This window comes from Burkholderia sp. BCC1638 (assembly GCF_902833195.1).
Lineage (GTDB): Bacteria > Pseudomonadota > Gammaproteobacteria > Burkholderiales > Burkholderiaceae > Burkholderia > Burkholderia diffusa.
Map to the genome: position 1 here is coordinate 128,841 of NZ_CADFEC010000005.1, position 23,575 is coordinate 152,415.

Sequence of the window (23,575 nt, forward strand, 5' to 3'; positions counted from 1 at the left end):
CAGCCCCGGCCGACCGCGAAGCATGGGACCGGAGTCAGCTCGAGCGCGCTGACTCCCGTCGACAAAGGAGACATCGGCGTTTGAAGGACATCCTCCATTTCTCGCACGCGAACGGTTTTCCGGCATCGACGTACCGGACGATCTTCGCCGAGCTGGCAGACGACTACGAGCTGCGCTACATCGAGCGCATCGGTCACGACCGCCGCTACCCGGTGACGCGCGACTGGCCGCATCTCGTCGAGCAGCTGCTCGACGACATCGGCAGTCGCTACGAGCGCCCGGTCTGGCTCGTCGGCCATTCGCTCGGCGGCTACTTGTCGCTGATGGCCGCGCTGAAGAAGCCGCACTGGGTGCGCGGCGTGGTGATGATCGATTCGCCGATCATCGCGGGATGGCGCGCCGGCGCATTGCGCGCGAGCCAGTGGGCCGGGCTCGACGAACGGCTGTCGCCGGCGGCCGCGACGCGCAACCGACGCACGCGCTGGGTGAGTCGCGACGAAGCCTGGCGGCACTTTCACGAGAAACCCGCGTTCGCGCGCTGGGACGAGCGGATGCTGTCCGACTACATCGACTACGGCATTCCACAGGCGGGCGCCGACGGCGAACGCGTGCTCGCGTTCGACCGGCAGGTCGAATACCTGATCTACCGGACACTGCCGCATACGCTCGGTCCGCGGCTCGCGCACGGCGCGCCGGTGCCGCTCGGCTTTCTCGCCGGCACGCGCTCGCGCGAAGTGCGGCAGGTCGGGCTCGATGCGACGCGTCGCGCGGCGCGCGGGCGCATCGAATGGCTCGAGGGCAGCCACCTGTTCCCGATGGAGCGGCCGATCGAGACGGCCCGCGCATTGCAGCGGATGCTGAGTTCGCTGAAAACGGCGGAGGGCGGCGTGCCGCGCGACAGCGCGGCGCTCGCGAAAAGCGCCTGAGGCATCGGCCCGGTGCACCGTATCGGCGTGCGCGGTTGCACCGACCGGCCGGCCGGTTCGCCCCGGCGCGCACGGGTGGCGCGGCACAGCGCGAAAGGGCGCGATCATCGCGTCAATTGCTGAGAGAAGGGCGGGCTTTACGGTATAATCCGTTTTTCCCGCGAGCATCCAGCGATGACCAAATATGTTTTCGTCACCGGCGGCGTAGTTTCTTCCCTCGGCAAGGGTATTGCCGCCGCCTCTCTCGCCGCGATCCTCGAATCGCGCGGTCTGAAAGTCACCCTCCTCAAACTCGATCCCTACATCAACGTCGACCCCGGCACGATGAGCCCGTTCCAGCACGGCGAAGTGTTCGTGACGGAAGACGGAGCGGAGACCGACCTCGACCTCGGCCACTATGAGCGCTTCATCAGCACGAAGATGCGCAAGGCCAACAACTTCACGACCGGCCAGATCTACGAATCGGTGATCCGCAAGGAACGCCGCGGCGACTATCTCGGCAAGACCGTGCAGGTGATTCCGCACATCACGAACGAAATCCAGGCGTTCATCGAGCGCGGGGCGGCATCGGCCACCTGCGGCGAGCCGGACGTCGCGATCGTCGAGATCGGCGGCACGGTCGGCGACATCGAGTCGCTGCCGTTCCTCGAGGCCGCGCGCCAGATGAGCCTGCGCCTCGGCCGCAACAGCGCGTGCTTCGTGCACCTGACGCTGGTGCCGTACGTCGCGACGGCCGGCGAGCTGAAGACGAAGCCGACCCAGCACAGCGTGCAGAAGCTGCGCGAGATCGGCATCCTGCCGCACGTGCTGCTGTGCCGTGCGGATCGCCGCATCCCCGACGACGAATCGAAGAAGATCTCGATGTTCTCGAACGTGCCGGAAGACGCCGTGATCTCGGTGTGGGACGCCGACAGCATCTACAAGATTCCGCAGATGCTGCACGACCAGGGCCTCGACCGGATCATCTGCGAGGAACTGAAGCTGTCGCCGAAGGACGCCGACCTGAGCATGTGGTCGGAGCTCGTCGAGAAGCTGGAAAACCCGAAGCACGAAGTCACGATCGGCATGGTCGGCAAGTATGTCGACCTGACCGAGTCGTACAAGTCGCTGATCGAGGCGCTGCGTCACGCATCGCTGCACACGTCGACCAAGGTCAACATCGAGTACATCGACTCGGAAGAGATCGAGACGAACGGTGTCGACAGCCTGAAGCATCTCGACGCCGTGCTGGTGCCGGGCGGTTTCGGCCGTCGCGGCACGGAAGGCAAGATCGCCGCGATCCGCTATGCGCGCGAGTCGAAGGTGCCGTACCTCGGCATCTGCCTCGGCATGCAGCTCGCGGTGATCGAATTCGCACGCGACGTCGTCGGCATGAAGCAGGCGAACAGCACGGAATTCGATCCGGACACGCCGGAACGTGTGGTCGCGCTGATCACCGAGTGGTACGACCGCGAAGGCAAGGTCGAGACGCGCACCGAGGAATCCGATCTCGGCGGCACGATGCGCCTCGGCTCGCAACGTTGCCCGATCAAGCCCGGCACGATGGCCGAAGAGATCTACGGCAAGGACGTGAACGAGCGCCACCGCCACCGTTATGAAGTCAATAACCGCTTCGTGCCCCAGCTCGAAGCCGGCGGCCTTATCATCAGCGCCCGTACCCCGAGCGAGGATCTGCCGGAAATGATGGAGCTGCCGCGTTCGATGCACCCGTGGTTCGTTGGCGTCCAGTTCCACCCGGAATTCACGTCCACGCCGCGTGACGGTCATCCCCTGTTCAAGTCGTTCGTCGAAGCCGCGCTCGCCAACAAGCAGGCGCGTGGAGTGCAAGCATGAAGCTGTGCGATTTCGAGGTCGGTCTCGACCAGCCTTTCTTCCTGATCGCGGGTACCTGTGTCGTCGAATCGGAGCAGATGACGATCGACACGGCGGGCCGCCTGAAGGAGATCTGCGAGAAGCTGAACGTTCCGTTCATCTACAAATCGTCCTACGACAAGGCGAATCGCAGCTCGGGCAAGTCGTTTCGCGGCCTCGGAATGGACGAGGGGCTGCGGATCCTCGGCGAGGTGAAGCGCCAGCTGGGCCTGCCGGTGCTGACCGACGTGCATTCGATCGAAGAGATCGAGCAGGTCGCGTCGGTCGTCGACGTGCTGCAGACGCCCGCGTTCCTGTGCCGCCAGACCGACTTCATTCACGCGTGCGCGCGCTCGGGCAAGCCCGTCAACATCAAGAAGGGCCAGTTCCTCGCGCCGCACGACATGAAGAACGTGATCGACAAGGCGCGCGACGCGGCGCGTGAAGCCGGTCTGTCGGAAGACCGCTTCATGGCGTGCGAGCGCGGCGTCTCGTTCGGCTACAACAACCTCGTGTCCGACATGCGTTCGCTCGCGATCATGCGCGAGACGAGCGCGCCGGTCGTGTTCGACGCGACCCACTCGGTGCAGCTGCCGGGCGGGCAGGGCACGAGCTCGGGCGGCCAGCGCGAATTCGTGCCGGTGCTCGCGCGTGCCGCGGTCGCGACGGGCGTCGCGGGCCTGTTCATGGAAACGCACCCGAATCCGGCCGAAGCGAAGTCGGACGGCCCGAACGCGGTGCCGCTGAACCGGATGGGCGCGCTGCTGGAGACCCTCGTCACGCTCGACCAGGCGGTGAAGCGCAATCCGTTCCTGGAAAACGATTTTAACTAAAGATCGAATGAACCTTGCGGCGGCTTCGCGCGTCAGTAGCGTAGGCGGTTTCGGCGCGCGTGCCATCGCAGTTTGAAGAATCCATCGTCATTCTCAGAGGAAACCCATGAGTGCAATCGTAGATATCATCGGCCGCGAGATTCTGGATTCGCGCGGCAACCCCACCGTCGAATGCGACGTGCTGCTCGAATCGGGCACGATGGGCCGCGCGGCGGTGCCGTCGGGCGCGTCCACCGGCTCGCGTGAAGCGATCGAACTGCGCGACGGCGAAGCCGGCCGCTACAACGGCAAGGGCGTGCTGAAGGCCGTCGAGCACATCAACACCGAAATCTCCGAAGCCATCATGGGCCTCGACGCGTCGGAACAGGCGTTCCTCGACAAGACGCTGCTCGAGCTGGACGGCACCGACAACAAGTCGCGCCTCGGCGCGAACGCGATGCTGGCCGTGTCGATGGCCGTCGCGAAGGCAGCGGCTGAAGAAGCCGGCCTGCCGCTGTACCGCTACTTCGGCGGCTCGGGCGCGATGCAGCTGCCCGTCCCGATGATGAACATCGTCAACGGCGGCGCGCACGCGAACAACAGCCTCGACATCCAGGAATTCATGATCGTCCCGGTGAGCCAGCCGACGTTCCGTGAAGCCCTGCGTTGCGGCGCGGAAGTGTTCCACGCGCTGAAGAAGATCCTGAGCGACCGCGGCATGAGCACGGCCGTCGGCGACGAAGGCGGCTTCGCGCCGAACTTCGGCAGCAACGACGAGTGCCTGTCGACGATCCTGCAGGCGATCGAGAAGGCCGGCTACCGTGCGGGCGAAGACGTGCTGCTCGCGCTCGACTGCGCCGCATCCGAGTTCTACCACGACGGCAAGTATCAGCTCGCGGGCGAAGGCCTGCAACTGTCGTCGGCCGAATTCACCGACTACCTCGCGACGCTCGCCGACAAGTTTCCGATCGTGTCGATCGAGGACGGCATGCACGAAGGCGACTGGGACGGCTGGAAGCTGCTGACCGAGCGCCTCGGCAAGAAGGTGCAGCTCGTCGGCGACGACCTGTTCGTCACGAACACGCGCATCCTGAAGGAAGGCATCGAGAAGGGCATCGCGAACTCGATCCTCATCAAGATCAACCAGATCGGTACGCTGACCGAAACGTTCGCGGCAATCGAAATGGCGAAGCGCGCGGGCTACACGGCCGTGATCTCGCACCGCTCGGGCGAAACGGAAGATTCGACGATCGCGGACATCGCGGTCGGCCTGAACGCCGGTCAGATCAAGACGGGTTCGCTGTCGCGCAGCGACCGCATCTCGAAGTACAACCAGCTGCTGCGCATCGAGGAAGACCTCGGCGATATCGCGAGCTACCCGGGCAAATCGGCTTTCTATAACCTGCGCTAACGCGCTACTATCGGGTTCGTCATCTCGACGCCGCTCTGTGCATGTTGCGCGGAGCGGCGCTTCTTATATCTGCGTCTCCTACATGCGGCTTGTCACTGTCGTCCTGATTGCCTTGCTGGCGCTCATTCAGTACCCCCTATGGTGGGGACACGGCGGCTGGTTGCGGGTGCACGAATTGCGCCAACAGCTCGGCGATCAACTGCAGAAGAATGCGGACGAGAAGCTGCGCAATGAACGGATCGCGGGCGAAGTGCAGGATCTGCAGGGCGGTACCGCGGCCATCGAGGAGCGCGCGCGCTACGAGATGGGCATGGTGAAGGACGGCGAAGTATTCGTGCAGTTCGTGTCGCCGAATGCGCCGGCCGCGCCGCTGAACAACATGCCTTCGAGCACGTCGACGCGCGGTACGGTGTCCTCGGCGCCCGTGCGGGTCGTGCCGAACCCGCAATCGATCGCGAAGCCGTCGCGGCATCACGGCGGCGAGAAGGGCAAGGCCGCGCATCACTGAGCGCGGGAGTCCGAACCATTGAAAAAGCGCGGGAAATGCCGCGCTTTTTTATTTCCTGTCAGTCTTCAATCGAGTCGGTCGACGCGATCACGCGTCACCACCACCAGCCCGGGTAACCGTAGCCATAACCGATGCCGGTGCCCCACCGGTTTCCCCAACCGCCGCCGTAATAGCCGCCGTAGACGGTCACGGGGGGCGGCGAGTAATACGCCCAGGCGCGCGCGGCGGCCTCGGCCGCCATCGCGTCGTTCTGCTCGCGCAGCACCTGCCGGTCGATTTCGTCGTAGCGTTTGCGCTCCGCGCTCGACAGTGCGGGCAGCTGTCCGCCCGATGCGCCCGGTTCGGGCAGCCGGCTCAGGATCGTCGACGAAGGCGGCTGCACCGCGCAGCCGGCGAGGGCCAGTGTGCCTGCTGCGACACTGGTCAGGACGAGGGTGCGGAATGGGCGATTCATGAATTTCTCCAGCAGCGCGCCGACAGCGGAAAGCGGTTTGCGCCGAAGGCCGGACCTCCGGCGCCTGAGCCGTGCGTGCGACGCTCGTGCGTCATTATGCGCCCGCGCGCGCATGGCTCGCACGGGCGCGCCGCTCACTCAGTGACGCTGATCGGTCGCGGGCGTGATGCCGGTCGCGAGTTCTGGCGCGGCGAACAGCTGCGCGACGTCGACGGGATCGAACTCGTAGCGCTGGTTGCAGAACTCGCAGTGGATCTCGACGTGACCGCGCTCGACGATCACGCTGTCGACTTCGTCGCGGCCGAGCATGCGCAGCATCGCGCCGACCTTCTCGCGCGAGCACGAGCACTGGAAGCGCGTACCGGCCGGGTCGAAGTGCTGCACGTTTTCCTGCCAGAAGAGCCGGCGGAACACGACTTCCGGTTCGACCTCGAGCAGTTCCTTCGCGGACAGCGTGCCGCCGAGCGTGCAGACGCGCTCCCACGTGTCGGCGTCGGTCTCGGCGTTGCGCGGCACGATGCCGCCGTCGCCCGGCAGCTTCTGCAGCAGCATGCCGACCGCGCGGTCGCGATCGGCCGCGAGCCACAGCCGCGTGTCGAGCTGCTCCGAGTGATGCATGTAATGCTCGAGCACTCGCGACACCGATTCGAGCGGACCGTCGACGCCGTTCAGCGGCACGATGCCCTGATACGGCTGCTGGCCCGGCAGCTTCTCGGCCGGGTCGAGCGTGATCACGCAACGGCCGTGGCCGCTCGCGTTGACGAGCGACGCGAAGTGCGTGTCGTCGCCGATCGTCTGCGCGACGTCGCCGGCGAACTTGGCGGTGGCGCGCATCGACAGGTCCGAGCCGCACTGGACGACCAGCATCTGGACCGGCCCGTCGCCGAAGATCTGCATGATCAGGGTGCCGTGAAATTTCAGGTTCGCGGACAGCAGCGCACACGCGGCCATCATCTCGCCGAGCACCGTGCGCACCGGGGCAGGGTAGTCACGGCGGGAAAGCACCTCTTGCCACGTGTTGCGCAGCGACACGATCTCGCCGCGCACGGGTGCCGAATTGAACATGAATTTCTGTAACTGGTCGCTCACTCTTCTTCCTTGAAATCCGCGCGAATCAGCCGATCCGCACGAGTTGCTCCTTGAAATGCGCGCGTCGTTCGACGTACGTCTTCGCATTTGCGCGCAGCCGCGCGATGTCGTCTGCCGACAGCTCGCGCACGACCTTCGCCGGGGCGCCGAGAATCAGCGAATTGTCCGGGAACGTCTTGCCTTCCGTCACCACCGCGCCGGCACCAACCAGACAGTTGCGGCCGATGACCGCACCATTCAAGACCACGGCCTGAATCCCGATCAGCGAACCTTCGCCGATCGTGCATCCGTGCAGCATCGCCTGGTGCCCGATCGTCACGTTCTCGGCAATCGTCAGAGGAAAGCCGGGGTCCGTATGCAGGACCGCGCCTTCCTGGACGTTGCTGCCGGCACCGACTGCGATCGTCTCGTTGTCGCCGCGAATCGTCGCGCCGAACCATACGCTCGCGTTTTCCTCGAGCACGACCTTGCCGATGATGGCCGCCGTATCGGCGACGAATACGCTTTCGTGGATCGTCGGGGCCGTCTCGCCCAGTTTGTAGATCGTCACGGAGTCTCCTGGTCTCTTCGATGATGGGCGCCGGTAGAATGGCGCGTCTGGCGTGCCGGGCGCATTGCGTGACGGCACAAACGCATATTGTAAACCGTCGCGTGCATGCGCTCCCGCGATGCGCACGGGCGGTGCCCCCGCTTGATGAACATGGAGCCTTCTACTTTCATGGCTGCGCCGTACTGCGTGCGACGCACCGCGCTCGACGCGCTGCGGATGTCCGAGCCGGCCGCGAAGGCCGCTCGGGTCCGCGCGCTGCATGACGCGCTGCTGGCCGGGCAGGCCGCGATCGCACCGGCGCTCGATCTGGACGAACCGACCGACCTGCCCGGCCGTCCGGCGCGCCCGCCGCTCGTCGAGCCGCGCCAGCTCGAGCGCCGCAGCATGCGCTCGCCCGCGGGGCGCGCGGTGCTGCTGCACGCCCTCGCGCATATCGAATTCAACGCGATCAACCTCGCGCTCGACGCTGTGTGGCGCTTCGCCGGGATGCCGGACGCATTCTATGCGGACTGGCTGCAGGTCGCGGCCGAGGAGGCCCATCACTTCACGCTGCTGTCCGAGCGGCTTGCCGGGTTCGGGCATGCGTACGGTGATTTTCCCGCGCACAACGGGCTGTGGGAGATGTGCGAGCGGACCAAGGCCGATGTGCTCGCGCGGATGGCGCTCGTGCCGCGCACGCTCGAGGCGCGCGGGCTCGACGCGTCGCCGCCGATCCGCGCGCGGCTCGTGCAGGCGGGCGACGACGCGTCCGCGGCGATCCTCGACGTGATCCTGCGCGACGAGATCGGCCATGTCGCGATCGGGAATCGCTGGTTCCGGTACTTGTGCGACGAGGCAGGCCGTGATCCGGTGCCGGCCTACCGCGAGCTCGCCGAGCAGTACGATGCGCCGCGACTGCGCGGCCCTTTCAATTTCGACGCACGTCGCATCGCGGGGTTCGAGCAGGCGGAGCTGGACGAACTCGCCGCGCAGGACGCGGCGGGCGGCAAGGCGGACGGTTAGCGCGGCCGGCCGCCGCGAGTTGCCGACGGGCGGGCGAAGGCTGTCGCCGTGCCGGCCTCGTGGATCGTTCGGCGGCATGTCCGCGGTGTCCGCATGCCGATTCCATACGCCGGCGCTAGAGAGCTGCCTCGACTGCCGGGCGCCGGAACGGAAGCGCCATCGCTATAATCGAACGATCATTCTTTTTTTGGCGGCTGCAATGAGTGCCTCGAGTTCTATTTCCGATTTCGTCACGGTGCGCGGCGTCAAGCTGCATGTGCGGCGCTGGGGCCGGCCCGATGCGCCGACGCTGTTCATGCTGCACGGCTGGATGGACGTCGCGGCATCGTTCCAGTTCGTCGTCGACGCACTCGCGGGCGACTGGCAGGTGATCGCGCCGGATGCGCGCGGCTTCGGCCAGTCCGACTGGCCGGTCGCGAGGCAGGGCGGCGGTCATTACTGGTTCCACGAGTACCTGGGCGACCTCGATGCGCTCGTCGATCACTATGCGCCTACCGGCGAAGTCAATCTGATCGGGCACAGCATGGGGGCGAACGTCGTGTGCCTGTACGCGGGCGCGCGCCCGGAGCGCGTGCGGCGCGTGGTCGACCTCGAAGGGTTCGGGCTCGCCCCCGCGCGGGCCGAGCAGGCGCCGCGCCGGCTGCGCGGCTGGCTCGACGAGCTGCGCGAGCCACCGGTGTTGCGCCCGTACGCGTCGCTCGACGACGTGGCGGCCCGGCTGATCAAGACCAATCCGCGGCTCGAACCGCGCAGGGCCGCATTCCTTGCCGCGCACTGGTCGAAGCGTGGCGACGACGGCCTCTACCACCTGCTGGCGGATCCCGCGCACAAGATGGCGGGCCCGCAGCTGTACCGGCTCGACGAGGTGATGGCCGTCTGGAAGCAGGTGCGTGCGAAGGTGCTGCACGTCGAGGCCGTCAATTCGCCGACGCTCGCGTATCTCGCCGGCGACATCCCGCTGCCGGAATTCAAGGCGCGCTTCGGCGCGTTCCCCGACTGGCGCGAAAAGCTCGTCGAGGATGCCGGCCACATGGTTCATCACGACCAGCCGGAGCAGATCGCGGCGCTGATCGAGGCGTTCTGCGCGTAGGCCGGCGGCAGCGGCGGCGGGGCAGGCGGGCGGCGCAATTGCCGCATTGCAGTAGAATGAAGCTTCACCTGCCATACCGACAATGAACGCTGATCTCCACTGCCATTCGAATGTTTCCGACGGGTTGCTGTCGCCTGCCGACGTCGCGCGCCGCGCCCATGCCGGCGGCGTGACCCTGTGGGCGCTGACCGACCACGACGAAGTCGGCGGCCAGGCGGCGGCGCGCAGCGAGGCGGAGGCGCTGGGGATGCGCTACCTGAGCGGTGTCGAGATTTCGGTTACATGGGCGTCGCGCACCGTGCATATCGTCGGGCTGCACATCGATCCGTCGAACCCGACGCTCGTGGACGGCCTCTACCGCACGCGCCACGGCCGCGCCGCCCGTGCACGGGCGATCGCCGCGCAACTCGAGACGCTCGGCATTCCCGGCGCGTACGAAGGCGCACTCAAGTACGTATCGAATCCCGACCTGATCTCGCGCACCCACTTCGCGCGCTTCCTGGTCGAGAACGGTCATGCCGAATCGACCTCCGATGTGTTCGACCGCCTGCTCGGCGACGGCAAGCCCGGGTTCGTCCCGCACCGCTGGGCGACGCTGTCCGACGCCGTTGCATGGATTCGCGCGGCGGGCGGCGAGGCCGTGGTCGCGCACCCGGGCCGCTATCGCTACACGCCGGTCGAATTCGATGCGTTTTTCGGTGAATTCATCGATCTGGGCGGCCGCGCGATCGAGGTCATTACGGGCAGCCACACGCCCGACCAATACCGCGAATACGCGGACGTCGCGCGCCGCTTCGGCTTCGAGGTGTCGCGCGGCTCGGATTTCCATGCGCCGGGCGAGGGCCGCATCGAGCTCGGTAGCCTGCCGCCATTGCCGCCCGACCTGAAACCGCTCTGGGAGCGCTGGCTCTGACGTACCGCGGCCGCTTGCCGCTGGCGCTGCCGCCCAGGCGCGCATCCGACTTCTCCCTCTTTACGTGTCCCCATGTCCCAGTTCTTCAGGATTCATCCGGATAATCCGCAGCCGCGCCTGATCAAGCAGGCCGCGGACATCGTCAGCAAGGGCGGCGTGATCGCGATGCCGACCGATTCGAGCTACGCGCTCGCGTGCCACCTCGACGACAAGGACGCGGTCGAGCGCGTGCGCCGCATCCGTGGCCTCGACGAGAAGCAGCATCTTTCGCTGCTCGTGCGCGACCTGTCGGAACTGGCGAACTTCGCGATGGTGGACAATCGTCAGTACCGGCAGATCAAGTCGGTGACGCCGGGCCCGTACGTGTTCATCCTGCAGGCGACGAAGGAAGTGCCGCGCCGGCTGTCGCACCCGTCGCGCAAGACGATCGGGCTGCGCGTGCCCGACCACGCGATCACGCTCGCGCTGCTCGAATCGCTCGGCCAGCCGCTGCTCGGCACGACGCTGATCCTGCCGCCGGACGACGAGCCGCTCAACGATCCCGACGACATCCGCGCGCGGCTCGAGAAGCAGGTCGATCTCGTGATCGACGGCGGCGCGTGTCCGCGCGAGCCGTCGACGGTGATCGACCTGACGGGCGACGAGCCGCAGCTCGTGCGCGCGGGGCGCGGCGCGCTCGAACCGTTCGGGCTTTCGGCCGCGTAAGCGCCTTTCATTTTTGCGCGAGTGCGCTTGTTACAATAACGCGATATGGACGCTTCCCTGATACAGACCATCGCCGTCTACGCGCTGCCCGTGATCTTCGCGATCACGCTGCACGAGGCCGCGCACGGCTATGCCGCACGCCTGCTCGGCGACAACACCGCCTACATGATGGGGCGCGTGTCGTTCAACCCGATGCGCCACATCGATCCGCTCGGCACGATCGCGATCCCGCTCGCGATGTATTTCCTGACGGGCGGCGCCTTCCTGTTCGGCTATGCGAAGCCGGTGCCGGTGTCGTTCGGCAACTTGCGCAATCCGCGCTGGGGCAGCCTGTGGGTGTCGCTGGCGGGCCCGGCCTGCAACTTCGTGCAGGCACTGATCTGGGGCGTGCTGACCATCGTGCTGCCCGCTGCCGGCATCGACGAGCCGTTCTTCACGCGGATGGCCTACGCAGGCGTCAGCGCGAACCTGGTGCTCGGCGTGCTGAACCTGTTTCCGCTGCCGCCGCTCGACGGCGGCCGCATCCTGGCGGCGCTGCTGCCGCCGAAGCAATCGATCGCGCTGTCGCGCATCGAGCCGTATGGTTTCATCATCGTCCTCGTGCTGGTCATGACGGGCGTGCTGACGAACTTCTGGCTGCGTCCGCTCGTGAACGCCGCGGCCGGCGTGCTGAGCGCCATCCTGTCTCCCTTCGCCTCGCTTTTCTAACGACAATCATGTTCCCAGATCGTATTTTCTCCGGCATGCGACCCACCGGGTCGCTGCACCTCGGCCACTACCACGGCGTGCTGAAAAACTGGGTGAAGCTGCAGTCCGAGTACCCGTGCTTCTTCTGCGTGGTCGACTGGCATGCGCTGACGACGCACTACGAAACACCCGAGGTCATCGAGAAGAACGTGTGGGACGTGCTGATCGACTGGCTCGCGTCCGGCATCGATCCGGCGCAGGCGACGCTGTTCATCCAGAGCAAGGTGCCCGAGCATGCGGAACTCGCGCTGCTGCTCGGCATGAGCACGCCGCTCGGCTGGCTCGAACGCGTGCCGACCTACAAGGAGCAGATGGAGAAGCTGAAGGACAAGGACCTGTCGACCTACGGCTTCCTCGGCTACCCGGTGCTGATGGCGGCCGACATCCTGCTGTATCGCGGCTCGCTCGTGCCGGTCGGCGAGGACCAGGTGCCGCACGTCGAGATGACGCGCGAGATCGCGCGCCGCTTCAACTACCTGTACGGCCGCGAGCCGGGCTTCGAGGAGAAGGCGCTCGAAGCCGCGAAGAAGCTCGGCGGCAAGCGCGCGAAGCTTTATCACGAGCTGCGCAACGCGTATCAGCAGGAAGGCGACGACGAGGCGCTCGAACAGGCGCGCGCGATGCTGCAGGAATCGCAGAGCCTGTCGATGAGCGACCGCGAGCGCCTGTTCGGCTATCTCGAAGGCGCGCGCAAGATCATCCTGGTCGAGCCGCAGTCGATGTTGACCGAAGCGTGCCGGATGCCGGGCCTCGATGGCCAGAAGATGTCGAAGTCGTACGGCAATACGATCGGCCTGCGTGAGGACGCGGAGACGATCACGAAGAAGGTCCGCACGATGCCGACCGATCCGGCGCGCGTGCGCCGCACGGATCCGGGCGATCCGGACAAGTGCCCGGTGTGGCAGCTGCATCAGGTCTATACGGACGAAACGACGCACCAGTGGGTGCAGAGCGGCTGCCGCTCGGCGGGCATCGGCTGCCTCGACTGCAAGCAGCCGGTCGTCGAAGGGATCCTGCGCGAACAGCAGCCGATGCTCGAGCGCGCACAGAAGTACATGGACGATCCGTCGCTGCTGCGCGCGATCGTCGCGGACGGCTGCGACAAGGCGCGCAAGCACGCGGTCGAGACGATGCGCGACGTGCGCGAGGCGATGGGTCTGTCGTACACCTGACCTGACGGCATGCGCGAACCAGTCATTGCCGCCGCGGGCGGCCACGTCGTCCAGACCGAACCGTCGCGCTGGGTCGCCCGCTGGTCGCGGCTCGTCCCGGCGGGCGGCGCGGTGCTCGACGTCGCCGCGGGCGGCGGCCGCCATGCACGCTGGTTTGCGTCGCACGGGCATCCGGTCGTCGCGCTCGACCGCGATCCGGCCGCGCTGGCCGCATTGCGCGCGATTCCCGGCGTCGATGTGCGCGACGCCGATCTCGAGGGCGCGCCCTGGCCGCTGCCGGCCGGCGCGTCGTTCGCGGCAGTGATCGTCACCCATTATCTGCATCGCCCGCTTTGGCCCCAACTGCTCGATGCGGTGGCGCCGGGCGGCGTGCTGATCTACGAAACCTTCGCGCAAGGAAACGAAACGGTCGGCAAGCCGTCCAATCCCGCGTTCCTGCTCGCCCCGGGCGAGCTGCTGGACGCGGTGCGCGGCCGCCTGCGGGTGGTCGCGTACGAGGACGGATTTGTCGCCGCGCCGCGCGAGGCGTTCGTGCAGCGCGTCTGCGCGGTACGCGAGGGCGCGACCCCGACGGCGGGGGCGGGAATTCCACGTTACGAACTGCCCGGCTAATCCGCTACAATCTCAACGTTTACCGGTACATCAATCAATCGCGTTTCATGGCTAACGGCACCCAAGACGGCATTCAAATCCGCGGCAGCATCCCCGCGATCGTCACCCCGATGCTCGAAGACGGCAGTCTCGACCTGCCGGCGTTTCGCAAACTGATCGACTGGCACATCGCGGAAGGCACCGACGCACTCGTCGTGGTCGGCACGAGCGGCGAGTCGGCAACGCTCAACGTCGAAGAGCACATCCTGATGATCCGCACGGCGGTCGAGCATGCGGCGAAGCGCATCCCGATCATCGCGGGCGCGGGCGGCAATTCGACTGCCGAGGCGATCGAACTGACGAAGCATGCGAAGGCCGTCGGCGCCGACGCGACGCTGCAGGTCGTGCCGTACTACAACAAGCCCACGCAGGAAGGGATGTTCCGGCACTTCAAGACGATCGCCGAAGCGGTCGACCTGCCGGTGATCCTGTACAACGTGCCCGGCCGGACGGTCGCGGACATGGCGCACGAGACGACGCTGCGCCTCGCGCAGGTGCCGGGCATCATCGGCGTGAAGGACGCGACCGGCAACATCGATCGCGCCGCGCACCTGATCAAGGCCGCGCCGAAGCATTTCGCGATCTACAGCGGCGATGATCCGACCGCGATCGCGCTGATGCTGCTCGGCGGCCACGGCAACATCTCGGTGACGGCGAACGTCGCGCCGCGCGCGATGAGCGACCTGTGCCGCGCGGCGCTGGCCGGCGACGTCGCAACGGCGCGCGAGCTGCACATGAAGCTGCTGTCGCTGCACAAGAACCTGTTCGTCGAGGCGAACCCGATTCCGGTGAAGTGGGCGCTGCAGGCAATGGGCAAGATGCAGGGCGGCATCCGCCTGCCGCTCACGCCGCTCGACGAGCGCTGTCACGATGTCGTGCGTTCGGCCCTCGTCGAGGCCGGCGTCCTCTGATGCTCAGGCGGCCGTGTCCTGCGGCCGCCGGCTCGACCCCTCATCAACCCGCACCGGCCGGCTCCGTCCGGCGCCGCTCCTGACGAGCGTTCTAGCAAGACGAAGGATTTCATGAAACGTTTCGCCTTTTCCTCTCGCGCCATCCAGGTTTCGGTGGTGGCGCTGGCGCTGGGCGCGCTCGCCGGCTGCGATACGCTGAACGATTATCTGGCTCCTGACCGGGTCAACTACAAGAACACGGGTTCGGCGCCGCCGCTCGCGGTGCCGAGCGACCTGAAGCCGGTGCCGACGACCCAGCAGTTCGTCGCGCCGCCGAGCAACGCCGGTCTCGGCACGCTGCCGCCGCGGGCGACGACGGCCGCCGGCAACGCGACCGACGGTGTCCCGAGCGCACAGGATCCGCTCGGCATGCATATCGAGCGCGATGGCGACCGCCGCTGGCTCGTCGTGGACGGGCGCACGCCCGAGCAGCTTTGGCCGATCCTGAAGGAATTCTGGCAGGAGAACGGCTTCTCGCTGAAGACCGACGCACCCTCGACCGGCATCATGGCCACCGACTGGGCCGAGAACCGCGCGAACATTCCCGACGACTGGTTCCGTCGCACGATCGGCAAGGTCATCGACTTCGCTTACTCGTCGGGCACGCGCGACCGTTTCCGCACGCTCGTGAACCGCACGCCGGACGGCAACACCGACATCTCGATCACGCACAGCGCGATGGAGGAAATGATGGTCGGCCCGCAGGGTGGCACGTCGTCGCGCTGGGAAGAGCGTCCGCGCAATCCGGTGCTCGAGGCCGTGTTCCTGTCGAAGCTCATGCAGAAGTTCGGCCTGAGCGACGCGCAGGCGAAGCAACTGCTGACCGATGCGCGTCCCGCGACGGCACCGGCGCAGGTCAACGATACGAGCAGCGGTGCCGCGACGCTGCAACTGGCGGAATCGTTCGACCGTGCATGGCTGCGCGTCGGTCTCGCGCTCGACCGTACCAACTTCGCGGTCGACAATCGCGACCGCGAGAAGGGCGTGTACACGGTCCGTTACGCGAACACGATGGAAGAGCTCAAGCGCGACGGGCTGTTCGGCAAGCTGTTCTACGGCGGCCCGTCGGCGGCCAAGCCGGGCAAAGAATACCTGGTCAACGTGCGCGCGCAGGGCAGTGGCGGCACGCAGGTCGCGGTGGTCGACGCGAACGGCAAGGTCGACAACTCGTCGGACGCGCAGCGGATCATTTCGCTGCTGCACGCCCAGTTGAACTGATCGCGTGCGCTTCGCCAGCCTCGGTAGCGGCAGCGAAGGCAACGCGCTGGTCGTCGAGGTCTCGAGCGGCACGACGACCACCCGCGTGCTGCTCGACTGCGGTTTTTCAGCGAAGGAGGTCGAGCGCCGCCTCGGCCGCCTGAATCTCGCCATCGACGATCTCGATGCGATCCTCATCACCCACGAACACAGCGACCACGTCGGTAGCGCGCTGACGCTCGCGCGGCGCGGGTCGCTGCCGCTCTACATGAGCTGGGGCACGGCACGCGCGGTGGGCGCGGACGAAGCCGATGTCGATCTCCACGTGTTGTGGGGCGACGAGACGGCCGCGATTCGCGATCTGGCCGTGATGCCTTATACGGTGCCCCATGACGCGCGGGAACCGCTCCAGTTCGTCTTCATGGACGGTTGCAGCCGGCTCGGCGTGCTGACCGACGTCGGAATGGCCACCCCGCATATCACGGCCGTTCTGAGCGGTTGTGACGCGCTGGTGCTCGAATCCAACCACGATACTGAGATGCTCGCCGGGAGCCGCTATCCGCAGTCGTTGAAGGCGCGGATCGGCGGCAATCATGGCCACCTGAGCAACGACGCCGCCGCGGGCATCCTGGCATCGCTCGAACGCAGCCGCCTCCAGCACTTGGTCGCGGCGCACCTGAGCCAGCAGAACAACCGGCCCGAGCTGGCCCACCAGGCATTGGCCGGCGTGCTGGGAACGGACGGGGAGGAAGTGGTCGTGGCCACGCAGGACTCGGGCTTTGACTGGCTGACGCTCGGCTGAGCGGGCGCAGGATAGGGCGTACAGGACGGTTCCTGGCCGGCCTGGCTGCCGGAAATGATGCGCGTAACCGACAGACGTAAAAAAACCGGCCCGAAGGGCCGGTTTTTTTTCAGCTGATGCTGAGGCTTACTGGCTTGCGCCCGAAGCCGGAGCAGCCGTCGCTGCCGAAGCAGCCGACGCCACAGCAGCAGCTGCGTCGCTCGCAGCAGCCGTCGCCGACGAAGCAGCAGCCGAAGCGTCGCTCGCAGCACCAGCAACTGCCGAAGCAGCCGACGAAGCAGCAGCCGATGCGTCGCTAGCAGCCGACGAAGCAGCTTGATCAGCGCTCTTGTTGCAAGCAGCCAGTGCAACAGCAGCCAACAGGGAAGCTACGAGGAGGGATTTCTTCATGATCACGTCCTTTTATGGTTAAAGGTAAGCAACAGCGCGAAACAATACCGGTAATGTGCTCCAACACCGACCTGGGCCGCTGGTGGAGACGCACTTCTAGAGCGTGAATCTTCCCTACGGCTTGGGCGGAAATTATATGCACTTTCCTATCGACCGTCGACAAATGCGGGGTCAATACGTTGTCTTTCCCATACAGAATTTGATCTGCACGGGCATACGGGGAGGCTCACTAAATCCGGTTTCCGACCCGTATCCAGCCCGCACAATACCACTCGTGCAGCAAGGCTGTCATTGAGGGAACCCGGGATAGTGTTACAAACCGTTTCGCCTCCATGTGGCGCAGATTGGCCAGTTCGGGCAGCCATTCGCCGGCCTGCTCGAGCGGTTCTTCCTCGCCATTAATGAAGTACGAGCGCGCGTTATACATCAATGCGGCCCGTCTGTCGAGATACACGCCCCGGCGCGATGCCTGCGCGACGAACGCGGCCTCCGACAGCGGACGCGCCGGCGGCTCGAATACGACGTTTGATTTGGGTTCGCTCAGGTAGCAACCGAGGAATTCGGCGACGTCGCGCTTGCGCCAGCGGATCGCATCGACGATCTCGGCGACGCGATCGACCATCGCCGGCGGCAGTTGCGCAGGGGTGTCGACCGCCGGCTGCTTCGGGTCGCGGTAAAGCGCGTCGCCACGCTCGTCGCGCAGGCCGCCGCGTTCAGCGAGGTAGTACAGGAATTGCGCGCCCAGCTCCCCGGCGGACGGCGCCCGAAAGCCGATCGAGCAGGTCATGCATTCGCCTTCGGCCACGCCGTCGTGCGCGATGTGCGGCGGCAGGTACAGCATGTCGCCCGGCTCCAGCACCCACTCGTCGCTCGGCTCGAAATGCTCGAGGATCTTCAGCGGGACGTCCGGCTGCAGCGACAGGTCCTTCTGCGCACCGATGCGCCAGCGGCGCCGGCCCTCGACCTGCAGCAGAAATACGTCGTACGAGTCGAAGTGCGGGCCGACGCCGCCGCCGTCAGTCGCGTACGAAATCATCAGGTCGTCGAGGCGCGCGTCCGGGATGAAGCGGAAGCGGTCGAGCAGCGCGCGTGCCGCGTCGACGTGCAGGTCGAGCCCCTGCACGAGCAAGGACCAGGACTTGCGCGAAACGGCAGGCAGCGCGCCCGGCTCGAACGGACCGTGGGCCAGTTGCCACTTGTTACGAAAATGGGTGATCAGTCGCGATTCGGCGTCATAGTCGGCTGCGAGCTCGAACAGGGCGTCGCGCGTGACCGGCGGCTTCACGCCGGGGATCGCCTGGCGGATCAGCAGCGGCTTCTTCTGCCAGTAGCGGCGCATGAATTGCGCCGGCGAGAGGCCGCCGAGCAGCGGCGTGGGAAGATCGGAAGGCGGCGCGCCGTGCGGGGCGGCAGCGGTATCCCGCGGTTCGGCTTGAGACCGGTTGCGCATCGTATAATGAGACTTGTATTTGGGAGAATTGGATGAAAATCGCAAAAAACACCGTCGTGTCGGTCACTTACAAGCTGTCGGATGCGCAAGGCAATCTGATCGAGGAAAGCGACGAGCCGATGGTTTATCTGCACGGCGGCTATGATGGCACGTTCCCCAAGATCGAGGAACAGCTCGACGGCCAGGAGCCTGGTTACCAGGCGCAGATTCAGCTCGAGCCGCAGGACGCGTTCGGCGACTACGATCCCGAACTCGTGAAGATCGAGCCGCGCGATCGTTTTCCCGAGCCGATCGAAGTGGGCATGCAGTTCGAAGGCACGCCGGAAGACGGCGACGAGGAAGTGGATTCGCTGATCTACACGGTCACCGACATCGCCGAGGACAAAGTCGTGCTCGACGGCAACCACCCGCTCGCGGGCATGGCGCTGCGTTTCGCGCTGACGGTCAAGGACGTTCGCGAAGCGACCGAGGACGAGATCGAGCATGAGCACGCGCATGGCGCGGAAGGCCTCGAAATCGTCGACGAGGACGAAGACGACGACGGCGACGCGCCGTCAGGGCGTACCCTGCACTGAGCTGGCGGGCAGGCCCGGCGCCGGCCCTGAAGCAGGGGGCGGCGCGGGCCACGAAGCGCCGCCCGGAGTCGTGCCGTCGCCCTGCAGCGGCGGCGCGACCGACGACGAGTCGGGCAATGCCGGCAAGGCCGGGATCTCCGGCATCTGCGGCAGCGGGACCTCGTCGCGCGGCACGGCCGGCAGCGCGGGCGGAATCGGCAGATCCTTCGGGACGTCCTGGACGCTCACGTTGAAGATGGTCTGCCGCGCCGGCGACACGTTGACCTTCACCCACTGATTCGCCGGATGACGCGGTCCGATCGCGACACGCGTCACATTTCCCACCAGCACGCCATCGTCCGCATGCAGCGGGCGATCGATCAGGAAGCCGTTCGCAAGCGGCTCGCTGCTCGCGTGCATCACCAGGATCGGGCCGCGGAATGTCGCTGCCGCCTTCACCAGCGTTCGTTTCAGTTCACGAAAGCCGTCACGGACGCGCGGCCGGTTGAAACGCAACCACGCAAAGCGTTCGGCACGTTCATAGCGATCGAACTGCGGATCGCCTTCGAAAATCACCACCATCGCGCGCGCTTCGCGCCGCTTCGCATATTCGGCCGCATGGTCGATCCAGAAGCCGTTCGCGATGATGCGGTCCTCGAATTCGCCGTTGCGCCCGCCGGCCGTCAGATAGTGATTGTTCGGCGCCGGTGCGTTCAGCGCGACGTAGACGACGTCGTCATGCAGCCAGCGCGCGTTTTCACGATAGGGCCGGAAGCGGGCGACTTCGCTTTCGCGCGTGATCTGCAGCGCGCCGGGGTCGGGCAGCGCCGCGTCGGCCAGTAGCGTCTGACGCAGGAAGTCCAGGCGTTCGACCGGGTCGTAGCTGCCGCCTGCCGCCGTGTTGCACGTTACCCAGTCGTCGTGACCGGGAATGAACACGAGCGGCACGCGCGATGCATCCAGGATCGCGCCGCGCTGCGTATACAGCGAATCGCGGCACGCTTCCTTCGCACCCTTGATGTTGCCTGCATAGACGACGAAGGCCAGATTGCGTTCGCGCGCGATCGATTCGAACAGCCGCTGTGCGGCAGGTTCGTTGGCCGGCGCGTCGATGACGCCCGACACGACCGCGAACGAATAGGGGGCGGCGGCACGTTTGGGCGGCGCGGCCAGCGCGCCGGCCTGCGCCAGCGCAAGCATCGCCGCGACCAGCGCAGCGGTGGCCCGGGCCGGCCAGCCCGACGGGGTGCGTTTATGCGTGCCCGTCGGCATCGTGCGAGCGGACAAGCGTGCGCAGTTCGTACAGCAGGTCGAGCGCGTCGCGCGGCTTGAGGTCGTCGGGATCGATGTCGCGCAGCCTTTCGAGTGCCGGATGCGAAGTGTCGGCCGGCGCGGGCGCATCCGCGCATTCGAGTTCGTCGGTCGCGGCGGGCGGCGCGCTGAACAGATCGAGCTGCGGCGTATGCTGCGTGGCCGACTGCTGTTCGAGATACGCGAGATGCTTGCGCGCGGCGCGGATCACCGGTGCCGGCACGCCCGCGAGTTGCGCAACCTGCAGCCCGTAGCTCTGGTTCGCCGGGCCTTCGTTGACCGCGTGCAGGAACACGATGCCGTGACCGTGCTCGACGGCCGACAGATGGACGTTGGCCGCTTGCGGGAATTCAGCGGGCAGTTGCGTCAACTCGAAGTAATGCGTCGCGAACAGCGTGTAGCAGCCGTTTTGCGCCAGCAGATGGCGCGCGATGGCCCATGCGAGCGCGAGGCCGTCGAACGTCGACGTGCCGCGGCCGATTTCGTCCATCAGCACGAGGCTCTGCGGTGTCGCGTCGTTCAGGATCGCAGCCGCTTCGGTCATCTCGACCATGAAGGTCGAGCGGCCGCCGGCGAGGTCGTCGGCCGCGCCGATCCGCGTGAAGATCCGGTCGATCGGGCCGAAGCAGGCCGACTTCGCCGGCACGTAGCTGCCGACGTACGCCATCAGCGCGATCAGTGCCGTCTGCCGCATGAAGGTCGACTTACCGCCCATGTTCGGGCCGGTGATCAGCAGCAGTTTGCGCTCGGCGCCGAATCGGCAGTCGTTCGCGATGAACTGCTCGACCTGCGCTTCGACGACGGGGTGACGCCCCTGTTCGATCTCGATGCCGATTTCGTCGGTGAAGGCGGGCGCAACCCAGTCGAGCGTGCGGGCGCGCTCGGCGAACGCGGCGAGCACGTCGAGCTCCGCGAGCGCCGACGCGACGCGCTGGCACTCGGCAATGAACGGCAGCAGTGCCTGCAGCACGCCGTCGTACAGCGCGCGCTCGCGGGCCAGCGCGCGTTCCTGCGCGGACAGCGCCTTGTCCTCGAAAGTCTTCAGTTCGGGCGTGATGTAGCGCTCGGCGTTCTTCAGCGTCTGGCGGCGGCGATAGTCGTCCGGCACCTTGTCGGTCTGGCCGCGCGTGACTTCGATGTAGAAGCCGTGCACCTTGTTGTATTCGACGCGCAGGTTCGCGATGCCCGTGCGGGTACGCTCGCGCGCCTCGAGATCGATCAGGAACTGCCCGCAGTTCTCGGAGATGTCGCGCATCTCGTCGAGCTCCGCATCGTAGCCGCGCGCGATCACGCCGCCGTCGCGTACCATCGCGGCAGGCTCGGGCGCGATCGCGCTTGTCAGCAGGTCGAGACATTCGGCGGGCGGCGCGAGCGCCGCATCGACGCGCGTGAGCGCATCCGCGTTCGCGACGATCGCGCTGATGCGTTCGCGCAGCGCGGGCAGCGCCGCGAACGTGTCGCGCAGGCTCGACAGATCGCGCGGGCGCGCGGACAGCAGCGCGAGACGACCGGTGATCCGCTCGACGTCGGCGATCTGGCGCAGGGCGGTTCGCAGTGCGTCGAGGCTCGCGTTCACGGGCGCCTCGAGCAGCGCGCCGATCGCTTGCTGGCGTGACTGCGCGGCGACGGACGCGCGCGGCGGGTGATGCAGCCAGTGGCGCAGCAGGCGGCTGCCCATCGTCGTGCAGCAGGTGTCGAGCAGCGAGTACAGCGTCGGCGATTCGGTGCCGCGCAGGGTCTCGGTCAGTTCGAGGTTGCGGCGCGTTGCCGGATCGAGCCCGATGTATTCGGTTTCGTTCTCGACCTTCAGACTGCGCACGTGACGCAGTTGCTGACCCTGTGTAGCGGCCGCGTACAGCAGCAGTGCGCCGGCTGCGCCGCATGCGCTCGTCAGCGAATGCGCGCCGAAGCCGTCGAGGCCCGCGACGTCGAGCTGGTCGCACAGGCGCTGCGTGCCCGACGCGATATCGAAGTGCCATGCCGGCACGCGCTTGATCGCGCCGGCGCCGGCGGGCACGGCGTCGGTCGCGCCGTCCGCCGTGAGGATCTCGGCCGGCCGGATGCGTTCGAGCGCGGCACCGAGCTGCTCGGGTTCGATTTCGGCGAGCCGCAGCGCGCCGCTTGCGAGGTTCAGCCACGCGAGGCCGATGTTGACCGCCACTCCACGCTTGTTGTGCCCCGTGCACATCGCGAGCAGGTAGACGTCGTTCTTGTCGGACAGCAGCGCCGCGTCGGTCAGCGTGCCGGGCGTGACGACGCGCACGACCTTGCGTTCGACCGGCCCCTTCGACGTCGCAGGGTCGCCGATCTGCTCGCAGATCGCGACCGATTCGCCCATCTTCACGAGCTTCGCCAGATACTGTTCGACCGCGTGATGCGGGACGCCGGCCATCTTGATCGGCGTGCCGGCCGATGCGCCGCGTTGCGTGAGGGTCAGATCGAGCAGACGCGCCGCTTTCTCCGCATCCTCGAAGAACAGCTCGTAGAAGTCGCCCATCCGGTAAAAGACGAGCGTGTCGGGGTGATCGGCCTTGATGCGCAGGTACTGCTGCATCATTGGAGTGACGGGTGCAGGTGCTGCGGTGGGTTGCATGCTCATGTGACCGGGGAAAGTTGCTTTGGCCGCCCGAGTTTACCAGCGGGCCGCACGCGACCGCTTGAAGTTCGCCGTTCGGCCAATTGCCGGAGAACACGACCGCCGGTTGCCGGCCATGAGACGACAGTTGATCGCGCTCACGAACGGGATCCCTGCGCTTGCAAGACGACCAATGCACAGCGTTGGCCAGCATCATCCGCGCGCCATCTGGAATGCGTATGTATCGCCTTGATTTGCGATAGAGCTATTCTGCCCGGCGACGAACTGCCGTCAGGGTTCGAGATATCAAGGGCAGCGCCGCTAATGCAAGGCATACAGCTCCGAGCGGGCATAGCAGCCATGCGTACCAAAGCCAGCCATAGTGCGGCGCCACGCTGTTAAAGGTAAGTGGCGGGCGCGCGAGCAACCTGATCCTCTCGCCCACCAACGGGGTGCCGACTTCAG

General features: G+C 66.5%; 23 protein-coding genes. 17 read left to right on the plus strand and 6 right to left on the minus strand.

Annotated elements, in window-relative coordinates; translation table 11 throughout:
* Nucleotides 1-80: 80 nt before the first annotated feature.
* The 5 genes from HWX22_RS07625 (at nt 81) to ftsB (ending at nt 5,508) form a co-directional block, all read left to right on the plus strand.
* The gene (locus HWX22_RS07625) at nt 81-926 is read left to right on the plus strand and encodes an alpha/beta hydrolase (protein WP_059535830.1); all 846 of its coding nucleotides are present in this window, start codon (nt 81-83) and stop codon (nt 924-926) included.
* Between the two features lie 174 nt (nt 927-1,100).
* Nucleotides 1,101-2,759: a CTP synthase gene (locus HWX22_RS07630; RefSeq protein ID WP_059690943.1), complete on the plus strand. Its 1,659-nt coding sequence runs from the start codon at nt 1,101-1,103 to the stop codon at nt 2,757-2,759.
* Nucleotides 2,756-3,610, plus strand: coding sequence for a 3-deoxy-8-phosphooctulonate synthase (gene kdsA / locus HWX22_RS07635; protein WP_014896643.1), 855 nt, complete (start codon nt 2,756-2,758; stop codon nt 3,608-3,610). The genes HWX22_RS07630 and kdsA overlap by 4 nt, the downstream gene beginning before the upstream one ends.
* 106 nt (nt 3,611-3,716) lie before the next feature.
* Nucleotides 3,717-5,000: a phosphopyruvate hydratase gene (eno, locus tag HWX22_RS07640; RefSeq protein ID WP_011885396.1), complete on the plus strand. Its 1,284-nt coding sequence runs from the start codon at nt 3,717-3,719 to the stop codon at nt 4,998-5,000.
* Nucleotides 5,001-5,082: 82 nt separating this feature from the next.
* Complete coding sequence (ftsB, locus tag HWX22_RS07645; protein ID WP_175908662.1) at nt 5,083-5,508, plus strand: cell division protein FtsB; 426 nt, start codon at nt 5,083-5,085, stop codon at nt 5,506-5,508.
* Between the two features lie 94 nt (nt 5,509-5,602).
* Here the strand turns inward: ftsB and HWX22_RS07650 are convergent, their stop codons facing one another.
* The 3 genes from HWX22_RS07650 to HWX22_RS07660 form a co-directional block, all read right to left on the minus strand.
* Nucleotides 5,603-5,962 carry a hypothetical protein gene (locus HWX22_RS07650; protein WP_175915332.1) on the minus strand — a complete coding sequence of 120 codons (360 nt, stop codon included), beginning with the start codon at nt 5,960-5,962 and terminating at the stop codon, nt 5,603-5,605.
* Between the two features lie 138 nt (nt 5,963-6,100).
* Nucleotides 6,101-7,051 carry an Hsp33 family molecular chaperone HslO gene (gene hslO / locus HWX22_RS07655; protein WP_175915333.1) on the minus strand — a complete coding sequence of 317 codons (951 nt, stop codon included), beginning with the start codon at nt 7,049-7,051 and terminating at the stop codon, nt 6,101-6,103.
* A 25-nt stretch (nt 7,052-7,076) separates the two neighbouring features.
* A complete protein-coding gene (locus tag HWX22_RS07660; protein ID WP_059817822.1) occupies nt 7,077-7,601 on the minus strand; it encodes a gamma carbonic anhydrase family protein in 525 nt (174 codons plus the stop codon).
* A gap of 144 nt (nt 7,602-7,745) precedes the next feature.
* On the opposite strand from HWX22_RS07660, the gene HWX22_RS07665 reads away from it, so the two are divergent.
* The 11 genes from HWX22_RS07665 to HWX22_RS07715 all read left to right on the plus strand — a co-directional run bounded on the left by HWX22_RS07665 (nt 7,746) and on the right by HWX22_RS07715 (nt 17,129).
* Entirely contained in the window at nt 7,746-8,603 is an 858-nt protein-coding gene (locus HWX22_RS07665; RefSeq protein WP_175915406.1) for a ferritin-like domain-containing protein, read from the plus strand.
* 199 nt (nt 8,604-8,802) lie between these two features.
* Nucleotides 8,803-9,693, plus strand: coding sequence for an alpha/beta fold hydrolase (locus tag HWX22_RS07670; RefSeq protein WP_175915334.1), 891 nt, complete (start codon nt 8,803-8,805; stop codon nt 9,691-9,693).
* An 82-nt stretch (nt 9,694-9,775) separates the two neighbouring features.
* Nucleotides 9,776-10,606 (plus strand): 3',5'-nucleoside bisphosphate phosphatase, encoded by an 831-nt coding sequence (locus HWX22_RS07675; RefSeq protein ID WP_059690938.1) that lies wholly within the window; start codon nt 9,776-9,778, stop codon nt 10,604-10,606.
* A gap of 72 nt (nt 10,607-10,678) precedes the next feature.
* Complete coding sequence (locus tag HWX22_RS07680) at nt 10,679-11,311, plus strand: L-threonylcarbamoyladenylate synthase (RefSeq protein ID WP_059535812.1); 633 nt, start codon at nt 10,679-10,681, stop codon at nt 11,309-11,311.
* A 45-nt stretch (nt 11,312-11,356) separates the two neighbouring features.
* A complete protein-coding gene (locus HWX22_RS07685) occupies nt 11,357-12,019 on the plus strand; it encodes a site-2 protease family protein (RefSeq protein WP_059817815.1) in 663 nt (220 codons plus the stop codon).
* Between the two features lie 8 nt (nt 12,020-12,027).
* The gene (locus HWX22_RS07690; protein ID WP_175915335.1) at nt 12,028-13,230 is read left to right on the plus strand and encodes a tryptophan--tRNA ligase; all 1,203 of its coding nucleotides are present in this window, start codon (nt 12,028-12,030) and stop codon (nt 13,228-13,230) included.
* Nucleotides 13,231-13,239: 9 nt separating this feature from the next.
* Nucleotides 13,240-13,842, plus strand: a complete 603-nt coding sequence (locus HWX22_RS07695; RefSeq protein WP_175915336.1) for a class I SAM-dependent methyltransferase — start codon at nt 13,240-13,242, stop codon at nt 13,840-13,842.
* 47 nt (nt 13,843-13,889) lie between these two features.
* Nucleotides 13,890-14,792 (plus strand): 4-hydroxy-tetrahydrodipicolinate synthase, encoded by a 903-nt coding sequence (gene dapA, locus HWX22_RS07700; protein WP_175915337.1) that lies wholly within the window; start codon nt 13,890-13,892, stop codon nt 14,790-14,792.
* Between the two features lie 111 nt (nt 14,793-14,903).
* Nucleotides 14,904-16,049, plus strand: coding sequence for an outer membrane protein assembly factor BamC (gene bamC, locus HWX22_RS07705; protein WP_175915338.1), 1,146 nt, complete (start codon nt 14,904-14,906; stop codon nt 16,047-16,049).
* A gap of 4 nt (nt 16,050-16,053) precedes the next feature.
* Nucleotides 16,054-16,830: an MBL fold metallo-hydrolase gene (locus tag HWX22_RS07710; protein WP_175915339.1), complete on the plus strand. Its 777-nt coding sequence runs from the start codon at nt 16,054-16,056 to the stop codon at nt 16,828-16,830.
* Between the two features lie 116 nt (nt 16,831-16,946).
* On the plus strand, nt 16,947-17,129 hold the full coding sequence (locus HWX22_RS07715) for a hypothetical protein (RefSeq protein ID WP_162499716.1): 183 nt from the start codon (nt 16,947-16,949) through the stop codon (nt 17,127-17,129).
* 320 nt (nt 17,130-17,449) lie between these two features.
* Here the strand turns inward: HWX22_RS07715 and HWX22_RS07720 are convergent, their stop codons facing one another.
* Nucleotides 17,450-18,670, minus strand: a complete 1,221-nt coding sequence (locus HWX22_RS07720) for a cupin domain-containing protein (RefSeq protein WP_175908656.1) — start codon at nt 18,668-18,670, stop codon at nt 17,450-17,452.
* A gap of 32 nt (nt 18,671-18,702) precedes the next feature.
* On the opposite strand from HWX22_RS07720, the gene HWX22_RS07725 reads away from it, so the two are divergent.
* Nucleotides 18,703-19,245, plus strand: coding sequence for a peptidylprolyl isomerase (locus tag HWX22_RS07725; protein ID WP_175908655.1), 543 nt, complete (start codon nt 18,703-18,705; stop codon nt 19,243-19,245).
* Here HWX22_RS07725 and HWX22_RS07730 read toward each other — a convergent pair.
* Nucleotides 19,225-20,496, minus strand: a complete 1,272-nt coding sequence (locus HWX22_RS07730; protein WP_175915407.1) for a hypothetical protein — start codon at nt 20,494-20,496, stop codon at nt 19,225-19,227. The genes HWX22_RS07725 and HWX22_RS07730 overlap by 21 nt on opposite strands.
* Nucleotides 20,477-23,134: a DNA mismatch repair protein MutS gene (gene mutS, locus HWX22_RS07735; RefSeq protein ID WP_175915340.1), complete on the minus strand. Its 2,658-nt coding sequence runs from the start codon at nt 23,132-23,134 to the stop codon at nt 20,477-20,479. Before mutS ends, HWX22_RS07730 begins: the two co-directional genes overlap by 20 nt.
* Nucleotides 23,135-23,575 lie beyond the last annotated feature (441 nt).

Coding starts and splice junctions, on each gene's coding strand:
- mutS (WP_175915340.1), bottom strand. CDS start 23,134: ATGAGCATGCAACCCACCGCAGCACCTGCACCCGTCACTCCAATGATG.
- HWX22_RS07715 (WP_162499716.1), top strand. CDS start 16,947: ATGCTGAGGCTTACTGGCTTGCGCCCGAAGCCGGAGCAGCCGTCGCTG.
- HWX22_RS07650 (WP_175915332.1), bottom strand. CDS start 5,962: ATGAATCGCCCATTCCGCACCCTCGTCCTGACCAGTGTCGCAGCAGGC.
- kdsA (WP_014896643.1), top strand. CDS start 2,756: ATGAAGCTGTGCGATTTCGAGGTCGGTCTCGACCAGCCTTTCTTCCTG.
- HWX22_RS07670 (WP_175915334.1), top strand. CDS start 8,803: ATGAGTGCCTCGAGTTCTATTTCCGATTTCGTCACGGTGCGCGGCGTC.
- HWX22_RS07695 (WP_175915336.1), top strand. CDS start 13,240: ATGCGCGAACCAGTCATTGCCGCCGCGGGCGGCCACGTCGTCCAGACC.
- HWX22_RS07675 (WP_059690938.1), top strand. CDS start 9,776: ATGAACGCTGATCTCCACTGCCATTCGAATGTTTCCGACGGGTTGCTG.
- HWX22_RS07685 (WP_059817815.1), top strand. CDS start 11,357: ATGGACGCTTCCCTGATACAGACCATCGCCGTCTACGCGCTGCCCGTG.
- HWX22_RS07665 (WP_175915406.1), top strand. CDS start 7,746: ATGAACATGGAGCCTTCTACTTTCATGGCTGCGCCGTACTGCGTGCGA.
- ftsB (WP_175908662.1), top strand. CDS start 5,083: ATGCGGCTTGTCACTGTCGTCCTGATTGCCTTGCTGGCGCTCATTCAG.
- bamC (WP_175915338.1), top strand. CDS start 14,904: ATGAAACGTTTCGCCTTTTCCTCTCGCGCCATCCAGGTTTCGGTGGTG.
- HWX22_RS07730 (WP_175915407.1), bottom strand. CDS start 20,496: ATGCCGACGGGCACGCATAAACGCACCCCGTCGGGCTGGCCGGCCCGG.
- eno (WP_011885396.1), top strand. CDS start 3,717: ATGAGTGCAATCGTAGATATCATCGGCCGCGAGATTCTGGATTCGCGC.
- HWX22_RS07690 (WP_175915335.1), top strand. CDS start 12,028: ATGTTCCCAGATCGTATTTTCTCCGGCATGCGACCCACCGGGTCGCTG.
- HWX22_RS07680 (WP_059535812.1), top strand. CDS start 10,679: ATGTCCCAGTTCTTCAGGATTCATCCGGATAATCCGCAGCCGCGCCTG.
- HWX22_RS07725 (WP_175908655.1), top strand. CDS start 18,703: ATGAAAATCGCAAAAAACACCGTCGTGTCGGTCACTTACAAGCTGTCG.
- dapA (WP_175915337.1), top strand. CDS start 13,890: ATGGCTAACGGCACCCAAGACGGCATTCAAATCCGCGGCAGCATCCCC.
- HWX22_RS07630 (WP_059690943.1), top strand. CDS start 1,101: ATGACCAAATATGTTTTCGTCACCGGCGGCGTAGTTTCTTCCCTCGGC.
- HWX22_RS07720 (WP_175908656.1), bottom strand. CDS start 18,670: ATGCGCAACCGGTCTCAAGCCGAACCGCGGGATACCGCTGCCGCCCCG.